At 36.1% G+C, this 22,484-nt stretch carries 23 protein-coding genes; 21 read left to right on the top strand and 2 right to left on the bottom strand.

The genetic code is table 11. From position 1 onward, the window contains the following. The first annotated feature begins 2 nt into the window (after positions 1-2). From EVJ48_03000 to EVJ48_02945, 12 genes are all read left to right on the top strand, one after another. The gene (locus tag EVJ48_03000; protein ID RZV39905.1) at positions 3-2,963 is read left to right on the top strand and encodes a conjugal transfer protein TraG; all 2,961 of its coding nucleotides are present in this window, start codon (positions 3-5) and stop codon (positions 2,961-2,963) included. 120 nt (positions 2,964-3,083) lie between these two features. Continuing rightward, complete coding sequence (locus EVJ48_02995) at positions 3,084-3,317, top strand: hypothetical protein (GenBank protein ID RZV39904.1); 234 nt, start codon at positions 3,084-3,086, stop codon at positions 3,315-3,317. Positions 3,318-3,659: 342 nt separating this feature from the next. Continuing rightward, the gene (locus EVJ48_02990; protein RZV39903.1) at positions 3,660-4,115 is read left to right on the top strand and encodes a DUF4065 domain-containing protein; all 456 of its coding nucleotides are present in this window, start codon (positions 3,660-3,662) and stop codon (positions 4,113-4,115) included. A 229-nt stretch (positions 4,116-4,344) separates the two neighbouring features. Beyond that, positions 4,345-4,581 (top strand): hypothetical protein, encoded by a 237-nt coding sequence (locus EVJ48_02985; protein ID RZV39959.1) that lies wholly within the window; start codon positions 4,345-4,347, stop codon positions 4,579-4,581. 313 nt (positions 4,582-4,894) lie between these two features. Next, entirely contained in the window at positions 4,895-5,563 is a 669-nt protein-coding gene (locus tag EVJ48_02980) for a 3'-5' exonuclease (GenBank protein RZV39958.1), read from the top strand. Between the two features lie 4 nt (positions 5,564-5,567). Next, a complete protein-coding gene (locus EVJ48_02975) occupies positions 5,568-6,560 on the top strand; it encodes a hypothetical protein (GenBank protein RZV39902.1) in 993 nt (330 codons plus the stop codon). A gap of 18 nt (positions 6,561-6,578) precedes the next feature. After that, positions 6,579-6,830 carry a hypothetical protein gene (locus EVJ48_02970; GenBank protein RZV39901.1) on the top strand — a complete coding sequence of 84 codons (252 nt, stop codon included), beginning with the start codon at positions 6,579-6,581 and terminating at the stop codon, positions 6,828-6,830. A gap of 1 nt (position 6,831) precedes the next feature. After that, positions 6,832-7,443, top strand: a complete 612-nt coding sequence (locus EVJ48_02965; GenBank protein ID RZV39900.1) for a hypothetical protein — start codon at positions 6,832-6,834, stop codon at positions 7,441-7,443. Continuing rightward, positions 7,440-7,793: a hypothetical protein gene (locus EVJ48_02960; protein RZV39899.1), complete on the top strand. Its 354-nt coding sequence runs from the start codon at positions 7,440-7,442 to the stop codon at positions 7,791-7,793. The genes EVJ48_02965 and EVJ48_02960 overlap by 4 nt, the downstream gene beginning before the upstream one ends. A 2-nt stretch (positions 7,794-7,795) precedes the next feature. After that, a complete protein-coding gene (locus tag EVJ48_02955; GenBank protein RZV39898.1) occupies positions 7,796-8,443 on the top strand; it encodes a hypothetical protein in 648 nt (215 codons plus the stop codon). A gap of 18 nt (positions 8,444-8,461) precedes the next feature. Then, positions 8,462-9,418: a DUF4238 domain-containing protein gene (locus EVJ48_02950; GenBank protein RZV39897.1), complete on the top strand. Its 957-nt coding sequence runs from the start codon at positions 8,462-8,464 to the stop codon at positions 9,416-9,418. A 139-nt stretch (positions 9,419-9,557) separates the two neighbouring features. Continuing rightward, positions 9,558-12,119 carry a hypothetical protein gene (locus tag EVJ48_02945; GenBank protein RZV39896.1) on the top strand — a complete coding sequence of 854 codons (2,562 nt, stop codon included), beginning with the start codon at positions 9,558-9,560 and terminating at the stop codon, positions 12,117-12,119. Here EVJ48_02945 and EVJ48_02940 read toward each other — a convergent pair. Together EVJ48_02940 and EVJ48_02935 are read right to left on the bottom strand one after the other, a co-directional pair. Continuing rightward, positions 12,100-13,683: a hypothetical protein gene (locus EVJ48_02940; protein RZV39895.1), complete on the bottom strand. Its 1,584-nt coding sequence runs from the start codon at positions 13,681-13,683 to the stop codon at positions 12,100-12,102. The genes EVJ48_02945 and EVJ48_02940 overlap by 20 nt on opposite strands. Then, positions 13,683-15,281 carry a DEAD/DEAH box helicase gene (locus EVJ48_02935; GenBank protein ID RZV39894.1) on the bottom strand — a complete coding sequence of 533 codons (1,599 nt, stop codon included), beginning with the start codon at positions 15,279-15,281 and terminating at the stop codon, positions 13,683-13,685. Before EVJ48_02935 ends, EVJ48_02940 begins: the two co-directional genes overlap by 1 nt. A 144-nt stretch (positions 15,282-15,425) precedes the next feature. On the opposite strand from EVJ48_02935, the gene EVJ48_02930 reads away from it, so the two are divergent. From EVJ48_02930 to EVJ48_02890, 9 genes are all read left to right on the top strand, one after another. After that, on the top strand, positions 15,426-15,674 hold the full coding sequence (locus EVJ48_02930) for a hypothetical protein (protein ID RZV39893.1): 249 nt from the start codon (positions 15,426-15,428) through the stop codon (positions 15,672-15,674). An 8-nt stretch (positions 15,675-15,682) separates the two neighbouring features. Beyond that, a complete protein-coding gene (locus tag EVJ48_02925; GenBank protein ID RZV39892.1) occupies positions 15,683-15,964 on the top strand; it encodes a hypothetical protein in 282 nt (93 codons plus the stop codon). Beyond that, positions 15,930-16,235, top strand: a complete 306-nt coding sequence (locus EVJ48_02920) for a hypothetical protein (protein ID RZV39891.1) — start codon at positions 15,930-15,932, stop codon at positions 16,233-16,235. Before EVJ48_02925 ends, EVJ48_02920 begins: the two co-directional genes overlap by 35 nt. A 211-nt stretch (positions 16,236-16,446) precedes the next feature. Beyond that, the gene (locus EVJ48_02915) at positions 16,447-17,067 is read left to right on the top strand and encodes a hypothetical protein (protein ID RZV39890.1); all 621 of its coding nucleotides are present in this window, start codon (positions 16,447-16,449) and stop codon (positions 17,065-17,067) included. A gap of 1 nt (position 17,068) precedes the next feature. After that, a complete protein-coding gene (locus EVJ48_02910) occupies positions 17,069-17,950 on the top strand; it encodes a ParB/RepB/Spo0J family partition protein (protein RZV39889.1) in 882 nt (293 codons plus the stop codon). A 2-nt stretch (positions 17,951-17,952) separates the two neighbouring features. Further along, on the top strand, positions 17,953-18,315 hold the full coding sequence (locus tag EVJ48_02905) for a hypothetical protein (protein RZV39888.1): 363 nt from the start codon (positions 17,953-17,955) through the stop codon (positions 18,313-18,315). Positions 18,316-18,338: 23 nt separating this feature from the next. Next, on the top strand, positions 18,339-19,538 hold the full coding sequence (locus EVJ48_02900; GenBank protein RZV39887.1) for a type IV secretory system conjugative DNA transfer family protein: 1,200 nt from the start codon (positions 18,339-18,341) through the stop codon (positions 19,536-19,538). Further along, entirely contained in the window at positions 19,531-19,920 is a 390-nt protein-coding gene (locus EVJ48_02895; GenBank protein ID RZV39886.1) for a hypothetical protein, read from the top strand. The genes EVJ48_02900 and EVJ48_02895 overlap by 8 nt, the downstream gene beginning before the upstream one ends. Positions 19,921-19,922: 2 nt before the next feature. Beyond that, positions 19,923-20,612, top strand: coding sequence for a hypothetical protein (locus EVJ48_02890; protein RZV39885.1), 690 nt, complete (start codon positions 19,923-19,925; stop codon positions 20,610-20,612). The last annotated feature ends 1,872 nt before the right edge of the window (positions 20,613-22,484 follow it).

Here is a 22,484-nt window from a genome sequence, read left to right as displayed (position 1 = left end):
TTATGTACGTAGTTTATGCATTCGGCAACGGTTACCTTTTGTCGAATATGTTTATGGCAATATCGTCTTTTTTCGCGAACGGCGACACATATGCATTATTAGAAGGGCTTGTCCTTATAAGCTATATTTTTTTGTTAATAAGAGTAATAGTTACAGGAAATCATTTTCACCTAAAAACTATGTTTATGTACACCGGAGGTTTTGCGGTTGTTTACCTTGCATTGATAAGCGTACAGGTAAACGTGAACGTCCAGGATATTTCCAACCCCGGTTCTCCAACTAACGCTCAGGTGATATCACATGTCCCTATAGGCATAGCGGAACCTTGGAGCCTCGTTACGACCGCGCAGTACGCTCTTGCCCAGGATTTTCAAAACACTTTTTCCGTACCCAACGGCGACAATCTTTTAGAAAACGGGATAGGCGTTTCTCTTATGAATGACGAAACTAATGCTACCATATCGCCGTCCAACTCATATCTTTACGAAGATTACAATATGTATATTCAAAACTGCGTAGCACCGGGAATAGCAACCGGCAATATAAACGCATCTACATTGTTTAGCGCAGGAAACGCAACCGATACTAGTTCATTGTCTTATCAAGCCAGTAATGCTTATTCCGTGTGGGACGTCATGTCGTCTTATACTGCCGGCGCAGGAGCGAATATACTTACGAACTGGTATTCAGGGACAAATCCGTCTTCTATGACCGAACAGGCCAGCGGGCAAAGCGATCCTCAAGGCATAACGACGACCTGCGGACAGGAAACTGTATGGATTCAATCGGCTGTTCAGGATTATATAAACGGTCCATTAATGAACTCCATGGCCGGTGCCCTCCAATTTGCTACCGTAAGCGAACTATCCAATGCAATAGGATCGATAAACCCCTATATTTACAATATGCAGCAGAGTTCTATGAATATGCTTTATCAGTCAATAGGCGCAAATATGTATTCCCCTGCTATTTTAAAGATGGCGCAGATATCCGGAGCTAATGCCGATTCATTGGCTGTGGCTACCGGAACGGCCGTTCAGAGCACGACGTCGGGGCTTATCGAAAGCGGTATACTTGCCGGTAAATACATGCCTATAGTATTCGGCCTTTTCGAGGCTCTTATGCTTGGCGTTTGCGTTATACTTCTTATTTTAGGTATAACGCATCTAGGCCACGGTTATATAAAGATGATGTTTCAGTTTTTAATAATGATAATGATATGGCCTTCTTTAGTGGTAATTTTTAATTATATATCCCAACTTATTATTCAGGCGCAATTTTCGGGATATTCCGGTTTGGGCTATTCTATAGGTTCTTCGGGAGCAATTTCGTCTTATCTGTCGGAATCTCTTGCGTGGATGGGTTATTTTTCATGGTCGGTTCCGATGGTAGCCTACGCGATAGCCTCGAATTCTTCTTACGCTATGGTGTCCATGGTTGGAGGTATGGAAAGTTCTATTACGAGGAATGCTTCTATTCCAGGAGCAAATGCTTTGTCTAAAGGAGATTTTGAAGCAGGTGTCGTAAAAGATAATATGATGACCGCTAACTCTTTTAATGCTACGCATCAGGCAAGCGTTGGAGTAGGAGCGACGGGAATTCAGAGCGCCCCGTATGTAACCGAAACAACCCAAAAAGGTATTAATGGAACTATAAGCGAACAGCGTGTCGATGGCCACGGCGTGTTTGCTACTATAACTCAGGGACAAAATACTGTAAGTTTGCAGCGGCAATCCGATGGGGATTGGGAGGTTACTAAATATAACGGTTCCTTGTCAGCGGTGGATAAAAAAGAATGGATAGAGGGTGTAAAAAAAGACCTATCGTCTGCGGATAAGCAGGAACTTTCGTTACATAAGACCGCCAGCAATTCCATTGAGACCCTCCAAAGTGCAATAAACCAATATAATGCGACGAGTAATGGCAGCGTTACAAGGGGCAAAAATAGAAACGCGATAGTTAGTAGCGGAGGAAATCAGACAAACAATCAAACTGTCGATGCAAAAAGTACCGCTGACGGCTCCGGCGGTATTGGATTAAATTTGTTTGGGCTTAAGCTGGGCGTGGGTTTTACCAACAGTAATTCTTTAATGAATTCGACCGGAAATGCCTACGGTTCGGGCGTGCAACATAAGATAGATAACCTTAAAAACGAACTTCATACATTAACTAATTCTCACAACTCATTAGTTGCTGAAGCTGCGAGCAAAGCCTTGACTGCCGTGGATAAATGGAGCGATTCCATATCTAAAATCAAAACCTATCGTCAGGACTTAAGCGAAGCGAAAACGGGGTCTTTTGCTGTGTCCGGTAGCGTAATGCCCAACGCCATAAATAATATGGTAACGAATAAAGGTAGTTTAAATAGTTTTGCATCGGCATTTGAAGTTGTTAATAATGAAGCTGCTTCAGTAAGCGGCATAGAGGGTTTTATCTCGCAACAGGGATCTTACGACGCGAAACTATCCGACTTTGGGAATATTAATACGAAAATCAGTAACGGAGCGGCAAGTTTAAGTAAACAAACGAACATACTTACGCCGACTAATTTTAGTAATGCGTATGCGGGCGCAACAAATCAAGGAAACGGTGAATTTTCTAATTTGAATTACGAATACAGCAAAAATTACAATCTTAATGCTTTATCTATATCCAGTCCTATAGCCGGACCAGGCTTCATATCTGCTCAAACGGCAAGCAGCGTTCCGCATGGCAACCCTCTCATTAATAATGCGTTAAGGGGATATTCGTTTGTGGCTAATACTGCGGATGGAATGGTTAATGGTGTTCTTTTTGGCGGCATTGGCGGCATTGGTAGCATTAATGGTAATGAAAATAATTATTTTGGATTGCACGGCGGCGACTTAGGATATGCTATTGGTAGTGGCGACTTAGGAAATTATTTAGGAACGCATAAATTTACAGGGTTAAGCGGAGGATTTCAACCTACTTCCGGACATTAAAATATAAAATTTGCTATATAATAAACAAGAATAAAATAACTAATTTGACAATTTAGATGTTTATTATATAATTAATTAAAAATACGAAAATGTTTGAATTTAAATGAGGAGGTAATTTCAATGGCTGTTATTTTGATTATAATAGTTGCTATTTTCATTCCTATAGTTTTATTGTTTATGCTCATAAATAAAATGGCTAAAGATAACGACCCCGCCGTTAAGCTTTTAAAACCTATAGAACCGGAAGAAGAGAAAGGTTCGTTTTTTTGGACTTGGATGTCTATAGAATCTCCGCTTCTGCTTTTATTCCCTTCAGTTAGAAAGTCGGTAAAAAATTATATTAATAAAGATTGAAACTGAAAATTATAAAAGAGCGATAGCATAAAAAAATAATATTATTTTTTTGCGGTTTTAGGTTTATTGTCTATCTCTCCTCGCATATCTTACGTTGCCGGCAATTCGACGTCTGATACTTTATGGACAGCTTTTATTTATGAATTGTTAAAATACTTTAGGCAAAAAATATATTATTAGCGTTTTATTTTTCGTTTCATTATTTTATAAGATAAAATAATAGGTTTGTGTATATTTTTAAGTTTTTATTAAAAATTTCCGATTGACTTTATAAAGAAACAATAATACAATTTAAAATATAAACAAATGTTTTATTTAATAAATTAGGGGGGGGCGGTTAAAATGACTACAGCTTCCGATGTTGCAAAATATTTTATTTTTAAGGCAAATCAAGTAGGTTCATTTCTAAGTAATCTTAAGCTTCAAAAGCTCGTTTATTATGCTCAGGCGTGGTATTTGGCTAATAATGATAAGCCTCTTTTTACGGAAAAATTTGAGGCTTGGGTTCATGGTCCTGTTCAGCCTGAATTATATAGAAAATTTAAGGATTTTAGATGGTCACCTATAAACATCGAAGTAAAAAAAGTTCCTGCCTCTATAACTAAAGATATAGCGGACTTTTTAGACGAGGTAGCCGAAGCATATTTTAAATACGATGGACTTGAACTTGAGATAATGACTCACAATGAGTTGCCATGGCAGGAAGCAAGAAAAGGAATTTCTCCATATGAGCCTTCTAATGAGATAATATCTGAAAAAACAATGCAAATCTTTTATTCTCGCCTTTTAAATATGTAAATCATGGTTTTAGTATTGAATGTCAATTAAGCCCTCCTCTATTCCCAAACAAAATGAACGTGTTAAAACGGCATCTCAAGAAGCCTTTTTAAAAGATAAAGAAATAATTTTCTCTTTTCGCTATTTGAATTTAAACCATAAGAAATTTAATTGTAATGGTAAAGGATTCTCTTATTTTAATTGTCTTATAGAAAGATTACGAGATGTTTCGCAAATAAGAGTTAATGATATCGGCGCTAAAGGGAAAACGTTAAGATGTCACCGTATAGATTGGAAAGAGACCACCGAAACTTGTTTCGGCATTCCAAATGAAGATAAAATTGTTAACGGTGGCGAATTTCAATTTGCTCTTTCCTCTAATGAGCATGGCAGAGTTCATGGATTCTTTATAGGAAATATTTTTTGCGTGGTATGGTTGGATCCCGACCACAAATTATATAAAAATAAAAAACGTTCTTCAGTGTAACTAAATAATCAATTTTATTCTTTGGCTTTTTAAAAAGTTCTTAATATCATATATATTAAGAACTTTTTAAATATCCTCCCGCCGGTTTTCAATCATATTCCCTGAAATAATTTGCTATATATGTGAAGGTATTTTGGCCGAGAAAAGCATTTTATACGGCTTTGCATTATTAATAAATTATGTATTGACACTTAGTTCCTTTTTTGTTGTAATAAGAACAAATAGGAAAACCTTTATGGAAAATGAGGCGTTAAAATCTATCATCGAAGTTTTTGGTCCGGATAACATTGAGGAAATCAAGGAGAATGAATTAATGAAAGCCGTTATAATAGATACGGAAACAACCGGTTTCGCCGAACCTCGTCCGGTCGAAATCGCGTGGCTCGGACTGAATGATGTCGAATCTTTGGGTATAGTCCATGAATTCGAGCATAGGTATAATCCTGGTAAGCCTATCGAATTCGGAGCCATGGCCGTGCATCATATTCTGGACGAAGACGTGGCCGACGAGCCTTCTTATAAAACTTTCGAACTTCCGCAGGAAACGGAATATATAATCGGACATAAAATAGACTACGATTGGGAAGCCATAGGCTGTCCGGAAGTAAAACGCATAGATACCCTTGCCCTTTCGAGGCGGATTTGGAAGGATGCCGGTTCTTATTCTCAGGCGGCGCTTATATATATGCTATCTCAGGACAAAAGAAAAGTCAGGGAAAGGTTGAAGTCAGCGCACTCCGCTTTGACCGACGTAAAAATCTGCCGGTTTATATTAAGTAAAATCGTGAATGTGCTCGGCGTGAAATCATGGAATGAGCTCTGGAAAATTTCGGAGGAATACAGGATTCCTGAAACCATGCCGTTTGGCAAACACAAAGGAACGCCCATAGGCGAGCTGCCGCCGGATTATATAGAATGGGCGCTGTTAAATTTAAAAGATATTGACCCTTATTTAAAAAAAGCTTTATTATTAGCGGTATAGCAATATGTCTTCCGAAGCTTCGGTTAAAATTAAAGGCGAAAAACATTCGGCGTGGTATTACAGGGAACTTTATCTCGATGAGGATATAATTTACGACGAGTTTTTCTGTCCTTATTGCGATGTTAGGCTTATTGCCAAGAACATTTATAGGGATAGAAACGAAGAACTTATAAAGCAGCCTTATTTTGCTTCATTTCCAGGGAAAGGACACGCTTTGGGTTGCGAATTCGAAGCGCTGGAAAAAGTCGACCAGGAAGAAACAGGGGGAGTTTTAACTGGTTCGCGCACAAATAAACCCTCCGCTGACGATCCTGAAATTTTTGCGGTCAGGACCGAGTCTTATTGGCAGAATAGGGCTGAAAGCGATTCGCGGCGCAAAATGCAACAGGCAGTTTCTAATGAAGCTCTACGGAGTGTCGTTCACAAGGGCAAATCGTCCGACTGCTATATTGACGGAGCAAGAAATTCGGCATCAAGGGTGTATTCTATGAGATCGTTTGCCGAATGCTATGCGTTATTTTACAAAAAAGCCTTTAAACTTCGCGACGAAAATAAGTGGAGTAAGGAGCAGTTTAACGAATACGTCAAAAAAGAGTTGTCCGCTAAAAATCTTGTGTTTTCAAAGGATAACGCTACAAACTATTATTACGGTTTTAAAAGTCTGTATAAAGAAGAATTTTTAGATTTTAAAAGAGAAAGGATATATCACGGAAAGGGTTATATAGAAAAACGCGGAAGTCTATATCAGGTAAACTCCAATAAGCGTATACTTCTTAAGAACGGGAGCACCGTTCCTTTTTACGTGCTTATAGAAATTGTAAATGTTGAGCATATGCCAAGGTCCCACAGGGATATCGTAGATTTTATGGAATCCGCGGCAAAAGACAGGAAGAATTATTACGATATAAAATGGTTCGCTCGGGGGATTCCGGCGGTAAAAGGCAGTTCTATAGTTTTATATTTAAAGAATTTGGATTTTCTGTTTTTAAAAAAATAAAAAAGGAGGGTTTTAAAAATGGAGTTTTTTGAAGAATTAAATAAGACTGTGTTCGTTCCGGCATTTTCATTAAGTAAAGATTCTAATTATCAAATAAATACTAATCAGTTTGGGGAGGATATAAATAAAGCTATAAATATTTTAAATATGGAAAAATATAGAATAGTGGGAATACAGTCCGTTATCTCCGGAAAAGGTATTAATAATGCCGGATTAGGGTATAGTTATACCGAAGGCGTATTGATTCTCGCTGAAAAATTTATAAAATAATATGCCTATTAAAACAAAAAGAATTTTTATATTGCCTGTTGCGGCAACTGTTTTAAGCATTTTAATTTTATACAGGTTTTTGCTTTTAGCATGCGGTAAAATTATAAATGCTCTATATAATGCAATCTTCGACCGTCATTTAGATTTTACCGGGGTAATTTTATATGATGCCAAATATCTGGGGTTGTTTGCGCTTTTAATACTTATGTCGTTGACCGACAGCTTGTTTGAAAAAATAAAAGTGCCTAATGCTATCTTTCTCATAGTTTTGGGTTTTATATTCGCTGCGGCCGGAGGCGAACGTCTTTTATCCGTCGTTGAATGGGCGCTTATAGGTTCCGGAATATTCGTGGTTGTCAATATAACCAGGCTGGGTTCCTATGCGATGGGCGACGTTTTATGCGCCGGGGCTATAGGTATTTTTGTCGGGGTATGGAATATGCTCGCAATTGCATTGTTTTCTATAATAATGGGCATAATAGCTATGCGTTTCGGTATTTACGGTGCAAGCATATTTAGAAAGACGGAAAAGTTGCAATTGCATATGGCATTCGTTCCCTTTTTACTGCTTTCGACTGCCGTATTGTTCTATTTTGGGAGGATGAAATTTTGAACGACCGCAAAAATATTATTATTGCAGTAATTATGTTAATGTTTGTATTCTTTTTATTTCCCGCGACTCTGCGGGCGGATGCAAATCAAAACACGGCGGATAAGGCAATAAAAAACGGCAGGGCTATATTTATTAAATCCGGATGCCTAAGGTGCCATTCTCTTATTAAAGACAAAAACATTCGCGGGATAGATTCGCTTTACGATTTCGGCAACAGGCATTTGACCATAAAAGAAACAATGAAAGTTATACGTTCTTGTAAGATGGATACGGTTTGTTCGGAGATTTTGACGAACGCTCAGGTAAAAGACGTGGCATATTATCTTAATTCGTTAGTGGAAGGAAAGTGAAAATGAACGACGTTATTATATACGAAGAGGTCAAAAAAGACGGCAAAATAACCCTAAGTAAGACTAATTTTAAAAAGCCGGACGAAACTATTAAGTTTCTATATGCTGATGAATTGGATAAGCTGCTATCTGGAATCGACAACGAATTTTATCAGCTGCTTTTTTTGTTTATTTATGAAACCGGCTCCAGGGTTTCGGAAACGCTTTCGGTTAAGTATGCCGACGTGGACGTAAAAGGTTCGAGGGTGAGGCTTCCTATTCTTAAACAAAGAAGAAAACTTTATAAAATGCTCCCTGTTTCATCGAAATTGCTTTCCATGATACTTGCCAGGCATATTGAATATAGTGGAGAATATATTTTTGCGAAAAAGGATATGCCCATAACTGCACGGGCGGCGGATAAAGCCTTTAAGAAATTTGTGATAAGAATATTAGGCGCCGGATACAAAGATAGGGCGCATATACATGTTTTGAGGCATACCAGGGCAATACATTTAGCGGATGACAACGTAAATTTCATGCATATCAAGAACTTTCTGGGACACGCCAACATAAACAGTACTTTGGTTTATTTGAAATTCAGCAATAAAGATATGGAAGAAGCTATCGGAAAGGTTAATTCGAAAAACAATCTAAGTATATATAAATAAATTTGCTCTATATTTAAAATGAATAACCCTAAAAGAAAACACCATTATATACCAATATTTTATTTAAAAGGTTTTACGGATACGTCAGGTAAGCTATGTGTTTATTCAAAGGATAAAACAGAAAGTTATAGTGAAGTTTTGACAGGAGTTTCGCCTGCTGCTATAGGATATGAAAAACACGGATATACCGTAAAATTGCCAGATGGTACTACAGATTCCGAAACAATAGAAAACATATTTGCGGAAAAAGAAAGTAATGCCGCCCTATTGTTGGAGAAAATTATTGGCGGACAAAAATTAGCCGATAACGAATTTTCAACTTTTGTTTCCGATTTTCTTGTAACGATGGCCATTAGGACACCAACAACAAGAAATATGATTAAGCCTATTGCAAATACAATTATTAAAGAAATTGCCTTAAAAGCAAAAGATAAAGAAATTTTTCGCGAGTATATAAATAATCGTCGCAAGAATGGTTATAATATAAGGTTTAGCGATGAAGAAATAGAAACGGAAAGGCAAAAATATATTAACATAGATGGGCGCTATGAGGTAGATAAACAGGAGTCTCTTATGTGGTTAATCTTAATGCAAGATAATTTTAATCAAGATTTTCAGAGAGCTTATTGGCGGGTTATTGGTCCTGTAGGAGAATATAAATTTTTAACGAGCGATTATCCGTTTATATATATTTACGAAAAAAGTAAGAATAAGAAAACTTACATAATGCCATTATCTAAAGATTACTGTATCTGGGGTTCTTCTAATTCCGATTTCATGAAAATGAATTTTAAAAAAAGAACAAATCAAATAGCTAAAAAATTCAATTATTATATTGTTAAATTTGCTGGTCGGCATATTTATTGCCATTTTAAGGCGCAAAGTATTTATGACCTTGTTAAAAAATATAAAGATTTTCGTCCTGAAATTAATGAATTAAAAGTAGAAGAATTGCTTAAGAAAAATCATGGTTAATATATTTGTTGTATATTTAGGAATTAAATGAAATTTAGATTCTTATAAGAATCTTATTAGAATCTAATAAGAGGTTAAAAATGAAAAATCTCGTTTCCATACATAAAAATAATTATTTCAACAAAAGGAAACCGTAGCCATGTATACGCTTAAACCTTTTATTTTGTTTAATCTGTTTTTAAGGCAGGCTCTATTTCTGGATAGTAAAGGGATTCTATTTAAATCAGGAAACACGACCCGCAGTATAAGTCTTACCCATATAACAAGGGTAGAACTGAAACATTTCTCGTTTTTCGATTCAGTGATTATTAGCACCCCTAACATATATATAACTCTTCGTTTTCTGAATAAAAAATCGGTTAACGGTTTTATTTTGGCTCTTGCCAAGGTTATAAAGAACTATTATGTGAAAAATCTGCAAAAATACGGTATGGACGATATAGAGCAAGATTTTAATGGATTGCTTTCTTCGGACAAATATGTTGCAAGATATGATATCAGGCAACTCGGGCTAAAATATGCAAAATTAAATGAGTATTGCGCTTCCCTTGCATCCGACGCCTGTTTTAATGTATTTAAAGACAAAGATTTGATACGCAGGATAAATCGCATTATGGATATTGCCGGTTGCGCAGATAATGTCCTAAAAGCCGTCAGCGAGAGAAACGAGCGCTTCATAGAAGAGGAAATTGTGCATTATGCGGATTTTTTCAGAACTTTCGGCGGGTATCCTTATTCCAAAGAACAACAGAGGGCTATAATTATCAATGAAGACAGAAATCTTCTTATAGCGGCCGCAGGCTCGGGAAAAACTTCCACTCTCGTCGGTAAGATAGGCTATATAATCCTTAAGGGCATCTGCGAACCTACCGATATTTTACCCCTTGTATTTAATAGTAGCGTCAGGGAAGAAATAAAGAATAAAATATCAGGAATAAATGCTATTAAAGGCGTATCCAGAAATGTCCATACGTTTCATTCATACGGCAAAAAAATGCTTGGTTCCGGAGTTAAAGTGGAAAGTAAAACCGACTACGTTATAGCCAAGATAATTGATGACCTTAAATCCAGAGATACCGGTTTTTTGAGAGATTATATCAATTTTGTAACAGTCTATGCCAAAGACGTTATAGATAAGTATTCCTATGAAGATTATAAAAAATATGCCGCGGAAGTAAAGCGCGACAGGAAGCTTTTTAGGGACAAGACGCATTTTAAGACTATCAAGGGCGAATGCGTCAGGTCGTATGAAGAGCTCTCGATAGCTAATTTTCTGTTTATAAACGGCATAAATTATGTTTACGAAAGACCGTACCCGTTCGACGTAATAAGCGAGGAAGGGGAATCCGTGTCTTATGTTCCGGACTTCTACTATCCGGATATAAATATCTATCATGAACATTTTGCCGTGGACGGTAACGGCAGGTCGGTATTCGGCGAAAAATATCTTAAAGATATGAATATTAAAAGAGACGTCCATAAACGCAATGGGACCGAACTTTTTGAAACCACGAGCGCCATGTTTAAAGCTGGAAAAGTATTTTTTCTTATTCGAAATTTCCTTGAGAGTAAAGGCCTTGTATTGAAATTAATGTCAGTTAAAGAGATAAATGCCGCAATAGCTAAATCGGAAGAATCCGGACGTTTTTCGGAGATAATACTGTCATTCCTTAAGAACTTTAAGGAAAAAGGCTTAAGTTATAAAGATATCGATAAAAAGATAGCCGGTATGCCTGTCGGATATAAAAGGGATAGAGATACCTTGTTTTTTAGCATTTTTAAATATGTATATGACCGTTATAAAAATTACTTGGAATCAAACAGTTTGATAGATTACCAGGATATGATAATAAAAGCCGTTCCATTAATAAACTGCGACAATTCAAAATATAAGTTTCTTTTGGTCGATGAATTTCAGGATGTTTCGCTGGGAAGGGCTAATATGATAAAAGCTCTGCTTGCATCAAATCCGGAAATGAAACTTTTTGCCGTAGGGGATGATTATCAGGCTATTAACGGCTTTGCCGGTTCCGATATCAAATATATGTACGAATTTGAAAAGGAATTTGCGTCAGGATCAGGTTCGTCCACCAACTATCTCACCAAAACTTACAGGTGCAGCAAAGGTATAATAGATGTGTCATCGCGGTTTATATCTAAAAACCCCAATCAAATAAGAAAGAACATCGTAGCTGGAAACGGTCATACCGAGGACTCTTTTATAGTAAAAAGTTATAACGATGAAAATCATCTTTTTGAAACAGTAGAGGGTGATATGGAAAATATTATTAAAACCGGCAATAAAGTGGTTTTCCTTGCTAACAGGTATCATCGCAAGTATGAAAGGAAAAAAGACAGCATATATGGAGATAGGGTGTCCGGAATAATTACGAAGTACAACGGTGCGGTTAAGGGCGAAACCATACATTATTACAAAGGACTTGAATCCGATTACGTTTTTCTTTTAATGGCGGATAAGGGCGTAATACCGTCTGAAATAGTGAATGATTCTATCTTGTCTCTTGTGGCATATGGAATTGAAGATTTTCCGTTTGCCGAAGAACGCAGGCTGTTTTATGTTGCGGTTACCCGGGCAAAGAAAGGGGTTTATTTATATTGCAAATCGAGCGGCCGGTCAGCGTTCGTAAATGAAATAATGGAAGATTTCAAAGATTCTAAGACTATCCGTTTCGCCGTTTAAATGACTTTTTAAATATTTTATTTAAGAAAAGGAACTTTACTTCTTTATTCGCATCGACGTTAAAATTGGCGGGCTCGGACGTGATTGCCCCAGTTCCTTTTAAATTTCTTACCGTAAGTACTCGTCTGCCGAATTTATCGTATAGTTCATTGTTTTTAAAAATATAATCAGGGATATATTTGCGTTCTTTGTGCGGCGGGCATACCGAAGTTATTCCTGATAGCTCCATATATTCCGTAGAAACTATCATCTCTGTATCTTCCGGAATTTCAGAATTAGGCGAACCTATTTTGAAATTATTATGCGGTTTATTCTTCATCCTTGTATATATGTTTTTAAGATAAAGCATTACGTCTTCCTCTTTGAATTCTGTCAGGAATACCGTTCTAAAACCATTAGACAGCAGTAGCGCGGCGTAGCACAAAAATTCTATATTGGAATTCAATATAATGTTGGCTTCCCCTTTTTTTAGGGGTATTATCTCCTTAAACACATATTCCCTTCTGTCTTTTAAGAACCTAAGCCCTAAGAGGTCTATGTTTTTAAGTTCTGTTTTTTTGGATGTCTCCGGCGGTATTTCTTGTTTTTGATTAGTTTCCTCTCTGCTATCGCTGCCTGTTATTTTTTCGATGAGCCTTTCGCATCCGTTTATTTCAAGATAGTCGCTCACGTCGCCGTGAGGCTCTAGTTCTGAAAAAGTTATTACCTTAATATTTTTAGCAACCGGCGTAAGTTCCGCCTTGATTTTTTCCGTTCGGTTCCGGCCTGCGTCGTCGTTATCTTCGAATATGAGGACGTTTTTGCCAAGAAAATATTTGTTAAATCTTTCGTCCCAGTGGAGCGCTCCGGCCGAATTAGTCGTCCATGCAGTATTTGGAATATGAACCGATTTATAGAGATTGTCCACGTCTTTTTCTCCCTCGCATATACCTATGGTGCTTATATCTTTTGCGGTTATCTCGTTAATTTTGTATAGGATTTGTTTGTTATCTCCGATGCCTATAATTCTTTTCGCTCCTTCAAAATGGTATACTATAAACCTTTTGCCCGTTCTTACACCGTTTTCCGAAAAAGACTCCCATTTTTCTTTTTCGAATACTATTTCGCCCTTTTCGTTGTCGTAGGTATATATCGCCGTCTTTTTTTCATTTTTTTTTGGCATTAAACGTCTTTTTTCTGTAGAGTTTGACCCTTCTTTTTTCTCGGTCTCGGTCAGCAATCTTTTATCCGCTTCATTAGCCCCCTGTATATATTCTTGTTTTAATCCTTCGCTTCTTTCTTTCTTTTGTATGTTTTTTTGCGGCCGTTCTTTAAATCCTGCAGGAGGGTCTATTCCATAATTTTTAGCTATCTCTACGGATTCAGGAAAATTAACGCTTTCCATTTTTTCTATAAGTTGAAAAATATTCCCGGAGGAGTTGCAGCCGTGGCAGCGCCATAATCCGTTTTCCGGATTAAGTTGAAATGAACGCGTTTTTTCATCGTGGAATGGACAAAGAGCAAAATAATTTTTACCTATTTTTTTAAATTCTAAATATTTTTCGGCTATGTCTATATATGCCATTATTGATATAACCCCTCAAGTCTTTTTTTAATATCTTTGTTTTTAACCGCGTTTAAAACTATGTCTGATATGTTCTTTTTTGCTATAAGCCCTTGATATATCTTGAGTTCGACAGTATCTTTGGCATACATAAACATTTCCCATGTCGGCTTTTTTTGGCTTGCTCCCATTATTCTGATTCTGGCCTGGTCGAATATTTCATAATCATAGATAGGGGCAAACCAAATTGTTCCTTCGGCGTTCGTAAATGTGAGTCCATACCCTATGGATTCAGGATTTGCTAAAAGAATTTGGTTTGAACCGTGGAGAAATCTTTCTAAATCGAGTTTCGAATGCGAATCTCCGTAAGCGAGACTTATGGTATATTCTTTAGACAGTTCCTGATATATATGTTCTATTTGGGCTTTATAATAGGCGTATAATATGACCTGGGCGTTTTTGCCTATCTCTTCTTCGAAAATCTCTTTGAGCGCTTCTACTTTACCGTTTGATTTGGATAGGGTATAGGTATTCTTATTTGCGTAAACGTATCCGGAAGCGGCTTGAAGAAGTTTCCCTGTTTTAGTTAAAATGTTTGATATGGTTATTTCGCCGGAGCTCATCATCAGCTTATTTTCATCTAATAATGTCTTATATGCAGAATAATGCTCCGGATCTAATTCGACTTCCCTGTAAAGAATTGTGTTGGGCATTAAGTCTATGCAGTCTCTAAGCTCAAATCTTATTGACCTGGAGACCACTTTTTCCTTTATTTTTCGGAATCCGTCCTTGGTTACGTACCATTTGTATTTTCCTTTTACCGCATGCTCTTTTAAAAATTCGTATTGATTTACTCCGAAGGTTTTGCCGCCGTCCATTATATAAAATTGAGCGAAATATTCTAAGGGCGTGTTTGGCGCCGGTATGCCTGATAATATATAAGTATATTTTGTCGGCAGGTATTTCCTTAAAACCATAAAACGTTTTGTTGCAGTATTTCTTATTTTAGCCGATTCATCTATTATTACAGCATCGAAATCAAATTTTATAGTGTCGAATAACTTAATCATTTCCCAATTTATTATAAAAACACCAGTTTCCGATAATATTTTCTTTTTTTTGATTAATTCAGGCATAAGCCATGGAAAATGTTCTGTTGCGTCTTGTTGCCATCCTAATGGTATAACTCTAGAAGGGGCTATTATTATTGCCTTTCTAATCTTACCGGCTTTAAATAAATAGTCGAGAACCATTAACACGGTAAGTGTTTTGCCTGTCCTCATATAATTAAAGACGCCCCATTGCTTGTTTTTAATACAAGTCTCGAATGTTGTGATTTGATGTTTCCACGGCTTAAATGAAGCAGGAGGGGTATATATTATTGGGATATTTTTATCCGATTCTTCCCAATTATAATTGCTTAAGGATGAATCTATGCAGCTATCGGGGAATACCTTCCTGACTCTATAAAAAGCGTCAAGGGTAAGTGGCGTTATCCATTTTTTCCGGGAAGGATCGTAGGCCGCTATTGGTAATTTTTCTTTAATAAAGTTAATAATGTCCTTATCGAATTTGAATAGTATTATCAGATATTTTCCGTCCGTCAAAAGTCTTACCATAAGCTATATAATTAACATTTTTAAGAAATTATGTCAATACAAGTTGACAATATCGCACAAAATGATATTATATAAATCTTAGTTATGGAAACTTTCACAATACATAAAAAAATTAAAAAACGAAAAGTTCCCGTTCGGATTTACATGGATAGGGAAAAAGTCGATAATTTGAGAAAACAGATTAAGAGTTTGGGTCTTGATATTACTATAGAAGATGTTATGATGGGCGGATTTAAAAAAAAGGTTGAGGCTACTACCTGTTTGAATGTGCAAATTAAAAGGGAATTGTTCGATAAATATAAGGCTATGGTTAACGATCTTGAAGGATATGAAATAAACGGCCGCGAACTAAACGCTTCCGTTGTCATCCACGTCGGTTTTGGAAAATTATAAGGTTCAGTATGACAGAAAAATCGGAAAAGGTTCTTATTAAAGTAAAGCTAACGCCGGAAGAATTAAAGATAATAGAAGCTGAACGTGAAGATGCCAGAAAGAACGGCGAGCGTTTTTCTATGAGGGCGGTTTTGGAGCAACGCTTTGAAAAAGGACTTAAAGAGATAGAAAAACAAATTAAATTGCTCAAAAAAGAAAAACTAAAGACAGCCGGCACGAGAAAAGAAAAATCTTCCGTTAAAAACAAGAATAAAAATGGCGCGTCAAAACGAAGGACAGGGGAAAAGTAAAAATATATCGATAAGGGTTTCACCGGATTTATTTAAGTCCTTACAGAAATCCAGAGCGGAGTTTAATTTGGATATTTCTGGAACCGTTAGGATTATTCTTGAAATTATGCCTACCGACTTGTTTAGGGAATATAAAGAGATAGGCGCGAAGCTTAAAAATAAAAACAAAAGAATAAAGAACTTAGAAACCGTAATTAAAGACTCCATAGCAGAAGCCGTTAGAGAAGGAAATGCTATTCTGAAACAACTCGAAAATAGTAAAAGTAAGTAGTGATTATCCCCCTCGTATTTACCCTGAAATCCAATAGAAAAATATCCTTATTTTGAAACCGTAAGCTTTAAAATAAGGCCTCAACTTTTTTAATAAATTAATACTTTTTTTATAATACGTATTGACATAATTTCTTAAAAGTGTTAAAAGTTAAAATAAGGTTTTGCTTTTATTTTTTTAATGTTTTTCTTTTTTAAAAGGAGGCTAATTTATGAAAATAATTTCCGTTCAGAATTCTAAGGGCGGGGTCGGGAAAACAACACTTGCAATCAATATTGCGGCGTGTCTTGCTCGTCAAAATAAGAAAGTTTGTTTCTATGATGCCGACTCTCAAAGGACGGCTTTTGATTGGTATTCAATTAAAAAGGATAGTAGTTTCAATGTCGTTCCTATTGACAATCCGAAGCTCCTTGAATCGCAGATTAACGAGCTGAGATTTGACTATTGTATTATAGATAACCCTCCTGCTATAAGCAGTTTTTTTATCACATCTATTAAGCTTGCAAACTATATAATAGTGCCGGTTAGCAGTTCGGCTTTTGATATGTGGGGACTAGTCAGTATGGTCGAAACTTTAAATATAATAAATGCTGATTTTGATGTCTTGTTTATTCACAATAAGTTTGTTCAAAATGCCAAAATGAATAAGGAAGTAAAAGATGCATTTGCGGAAATACGCCTTAATAAAAAATCGGAATTTTTTGATGTTTTTTTTAGGCAGAGTTATCCCAGAACGGCAATGGACGGCGAAACGGTTTTTAATTCTAACGACTCCAAAGCGCAAGCCGAAATAGAATTTATAGTTAATTATCTTCTAAGGCAGGGAGATTAAAATGGATTTCAAACGTCCTTCCGGGATAAAAACTATAGACATTCTTCAAAAACTTTCTGAAGAGGGTTCTTTTAGGGTTATTTCCGAAAAAATGCAAATAGATGTATCCTCGATATCCATTGAAAAGCAGGTAAGGGGAGAAGTTAAGAATATCGGCGAACTTGTATCGTCTATACGTGAAATAGGTCTTCTTCAGCCTATAATAGTTAAGAAAACTGATGACGGGTACAGGCTTATTTGCGGCGAAAGAAGGTTGCGGGCGCATATCGAGTTGGGAAAGAATTTTATAGACGCCGTAATACTCGATATTAATGACGAGGATATACCTCTAGTCCAGGTGACGGAAAATTTGCAGCGCGAAAAATTAACCAGGCTTGAACTTGCCAATACCTATTGTTTGCTGCAGGAAAATTACGCCTTGAGTGTTAGAAAAATAGCAGAGCGCGTAGGAAAAAATAAATCTCACGTTCAGTCTGTGTTAAGTTGGTATAAGTCTTACAGAAAGAATGCCGGCAAAATTAAAGACGAAAGTATGGCTAAAACCGTTGCTCTTGCGTCTTTGGATCAAAAAACAAAAGAAGAACTTGCGCCTTACGTCGATTCACTTTCTGCGAAAGAGATAAGTAGTATTCGAAAAGCAAAAGAAAATACTCCTAAAGATAGAGAAAGGATAAAAAGAATAGAAGATATTATAAGATTAATTAATAACTCTTTTAATAACAGCAATAATAAGACAAGAGGTATTATTCTTAGGTATGAAAATGCGAAGAAGAAAGGACACGGAGAACTTAATATAAACGGAAAAATAGAAGTTATAGAAGATATAATTTATGGGTTAAAGAAGAAATTTAATTTAAAATTTAATAAAACTGAGGAGGATTAATTATGCCATCTATTTTTGAAAAAATGGAAGAAAAAAACGAATCGATTTCTGCGGCAATTCCTGTAAATATTTATGGAAATATCGAGAAGGCGGCGGCTCTTTTTAAACAAAAGCCGTCCCAGATTATAAGAACCATACTGCTTAATTTTAATTTCAAATCTATCAAAGAAATCGTCGAAGATAAAAACAAGAACATATCGGTTCAGATTCCACAGATTTTACGCGACAAGATAAATTCCGCCGCCAAAGAGATGAATGTTTCGCCATCGCTCATAGTAAGGACGGCTATTGTAAAATATAATCTAAGTTTAATGCGCGATATAAAAGAGAAAGAACCTAATAAATCTGGAAATTCGGAAAAATAAATCGAAAGGTTTACGGAGGGATAATGGCTAGAGAAGGGATAATAAAAAAAGGGGGCAATGAGGAGAAAACATGGGCTTTTGCCAAGGATATGATGAGCGAAAAACGCTATGAGATATCCATTCCGAGAAAGGGGCATATGGTTGCATTCGGAATTACCGGCTCCGGAAAAACCGAAAGCGTTCTGCTGCCGTTTTGGGAGCAAACCAAGTCTATGACTACCATAGACGGCAAGGGCGATTCTCTTGCTAAAAGCGCCGCAAGAATATTAAATCCGGATGCTAACATCTATGATTTTGACAGCGAATTCAATATCCTTGATGGACTAAAAAAGAATGAAATAGTAGAACTTTTTAGGAACGCTTTTTATCCAAGGATAGTTTCTACGCAGGAAACTTTTTATCAGAATTTTGCCCTAACGGCTGTTACGTTTGTTCTGAATTTTATGGAAGACGTTACCTTCGAGAAGATTTTCATAAGTCTTTTCCGCGAAAATATAAAGAAGTTATACGACAATTATCATGACAACCTGTCGGAAGCAGAAGACCTTATATTTCAAGGCGTTATAAACAATGCGGACTATGCATCGTATATATCTTCATTAATGAATCAGTTACAACCTTTTGCGCTGAAAAAAAATCTTAACGTCAATAAAAATAACCTTAACTTAAAGGAAAACAACTGGTTTTCGTTTAGAAATATTGAAACGGAAAATACATTGGGAAGAACCGTAATAGAGTGTATCAGACTTAAAAAACCGCATCAGAGAGATTTTCAAATGACGCTTTGCATTGACGAGTTCAGCGACCTAGCCTACAGCTATTTTTCTAAATTTATAAAAGAAATAAGAGGCTTTGGCATACAAGCACTTTTGCTTACGCAGTCTTTAGCCGATGTCATAAGAACAGACGAAACTTTACTAAATATAATATTAGACAACACCGATTTGAAATTATTTTTTGCTCAGGATGGATTATATAACGAAAAAATAGCTCAGCTTTTCGGTCAAGAAATTAAGTCTATGAAATCGGAAGCTTTTACCGTCGCGGCAGGAGAAACTATAGTTTCTTCATCTGAACACAAAGATTACCTTGTTCAGCCTTCGGCCATATCGGAACTTAGGACAGGGAATGCTATTGCAAAGATAAAAATAGAAGGAAATTTAAAAAAATTTTTGATGTCATTTAATCATATTGATATAAATAAGGTGCTAAACGATGTATAGGGAGCACGTTTTAAAATCCATAGTTATTTTGTTAGTAATCACATTTAATATCGTTACGCCATACCTTTTTTTGTATTGGTTTTACGGTTCGCATTTTACTGCCGTTTTCGGCGATTATTTTAGTCATATATTTGTGTTTTTAGAGCAAGGTTATACCGGATATATTTTTATATCTCCACAGGTACATACCAGCGCGATGCTAGGTTTTTATTTTTATATAGTGTCCTGTTGTTTATTATTTTTTTTAAGTTTTTTATGGATAAAAAAAATATTTTTCGGATTAGATAGAGATGAAGTTAACGGCGGTTTTTACTCTCAATCTAAATGTCATGATATAGACCTCGACATACTTGATAATACGAAAAAAATAAAAATAAAATAATTATGAAAAATATCATTAAAACTCGTTCTACCGACAGAGATAATCTGCTTTTTGAATTCTTGTTGAGACATAAATTTATAGATTCGATAGGAGGCTCTATACTTTTTAATTCAAGCGAAAAAGTTTTCATGGAAAGAGCTCGCAAGTTAAAAAAAGATAGATTTGTCCAAATAGGATATCAGCGAACGGGCGATAAATCTTTATGTTTAGTCTCGTTGGATTTGAGCATAAAAAAGATGTATGGATTATCTCATTTAAGAATACTTCCGATTGAAAATTATTTTGAAGGTTCGCAGTTAAAACATGCCGTTGCGGTAAGAAAAATCTGCGCAATTTTAACTCAACTTGACGTTGAATATTTGGTTCATAACGAATTTACCAAAGATAAAAATTTAAAATGCGAACTTATTCCGGATGTTTATGTTGCGTCATCGCAAACCGGGTATGAAATTCAGATATCCAGAAAGCCCCAAGATATGTATAATAAGAAATTATATGCCCTACAAAATAGTAAAGATGTAATTAAAAAATTAATTTATTTAACTCCTTTTTCGGAGAATATCAGGGAAAAAATAAACGCAGCTGATGAGTTCAAAAAAGATAGATTTACTACCGTGATGATATTTACAGATACAAAAAATAAAGTCCAAGTTTTAGACTTGGACGAATACGTCAATAACTATTTGATTTAATTATTCTGCCTGATTTTTCTTTTTTTGACATCCTCATTTTAATCCTTGTGTCAAATGTAAAATTGCAGTGAAATATTCTTGCAACCCCTCTTTTTGGCTCGTGAGGGTAAAATTGTCGTTAAAGCCTTACGTGTCAAGAGTTTCCTTTTGCAAAAAATTCCGTGCCTATCTGTTATAATTTATTTGTTTATTATGTGCCGTATGGATAGTTTTGATTATTATCCCCTGCTTTCGCTTTTGTAGGGGGGGGGGTGTCTTTTTGGTTTGTCTTGCTATGATATTTTTTTTATCCAAGCGGTGATGCATAGGTATGAAACTATTTTTTTTATTTTTTTCTTTTCTGCCTTTATCGTTGTTGAACGTTTTATATTTTTCTTTCTTTCGTCTCCCGACAAATGACATTTGTTTGTTTGTCTTACGCTTCTTTTGGAATACCATTTATATCTTAACTTTGTTATTTTATTTTTACCTTAGTCTGCATATTTTTTTTTCGTTAATCCGATTTTATTTTTTTATTCTACTTATAAGTTAATCGCCCCCTTATTTATTCTTAATCAGTAACGGCTTGCGCCGCTTATTTTTCTTACACAAGAAAGACGGCGGGGCGGACGTCTTCGTTTAAGCATTTTTTATTTGAAAAGCCTTTTCGTCTTTATTGTTTTGCAGTGGAATACCCCGCCTGTCTTTCTTGAACCTCGCACGTGCTTTACTACTACTACCGGATTATCTATCTACTCGTACATTTACTACATGCTTATCCGGCTATACGTATTTATATTATCTTATCTGCTATAGAGTATCTTTATAGTTTTAGCCCATTGCTTCGCAACGGGCGCCCGTTTTTTTTCGTATCGTGCCCTATAGCAGAGTATCGGTAACTTAATCTGAGTGCATTTTTCGGACTTAATTTAAGTTAATCCAGCTTTTTTCTTTGGACAGGCTTTTAAGATTAACGTCCTTAAATCAATTTAGTGGGGCGCTGCGTCGCACGCTCCTTGCGCCCGTCTGTTAGGCAAAAATTTCACAGGCGGTTTTTAACGGAAAATTCGACAACGATAAAACTGTTATCGAATTTTCCTAAACCGCCTGACGGGGAATTCGACAGGTTTGCTCACAGGCTTCGGCGGATAGTTTTTTAACTTGGATAGTTATCTCATAACGTCCGTCCTGTGACCAACCTGTCGAATTCCCCTTGAAATTTTTTTACGGCGACGACGGCTCGGGACAAACCTATTCCGAAAACGGGCGCAAAATATTTTTGTATGGGGTTGTCCTCTGTGGGCTTCTTTTAATTGTGATTTTGCGCCCGTTTTCTCCCTTATGTCCCGAGCCCAGCAAGCTTTGAATAACTACTTATTAAGTAAAGTAAAAGCGAACTCTCTTCGAAACTTCGTTTCATTTAAAACGTGCCTGAGTGGGCGGAGTAAATAAAGCGAATTTTTTAAAGGATTGGAAATGTAGTGGAAGAACAACGATGTTGTAAGATTTAAAAGAGTTTTCGTCGGCTTCGTGCCGTTATTAAATTCTTTCGATAAAAATAGTTGTACGAATTTAATAACGGCACGAAGCCTCCTCAAACAGAAGCACTTGTAGAATTTGTAGTATGGAATTTTTCTTTTATTTTTTTTAGATTTTTTTGCTTTTTTATCGCCCCAGATTTGCTACGTAAAATTTATCCTGCGGACTCCGCTTCGCTACGCTTTTTGCTTAAGCAAGTCGTGCCAAAATATTTTTTTATTTGAGTAGAAAAAAAATATTTTAAATTTTTCAGTTCGCTCTTATATCTTGCATTCAAACAACAGATTGACGTTACTTTATCTCTAACGACGCAGAGAAAAATTTAAAATATTTTGTTTTCTAATCTCTTCAAAT

This window comes from Candidatus Acidulodesulfobacterium acidiphilum (genome assembly GCA_008534395.1).
In the GTDB taxonomy this organism is placed as follows: Bacteria; SZUA-79; SZUA-79; order Acidulodesulfobacterales; family Acidulodesulfobacteraceae; genus Acidulodesulfobacterium_A; species Acidulodesulfobacterium_A acidiphilum.
The sequence above is the reverse complement of the archived record's forward strand: the minus strand, read 5'-3'. Positions and strand labels throughout refer to the sequence as shown.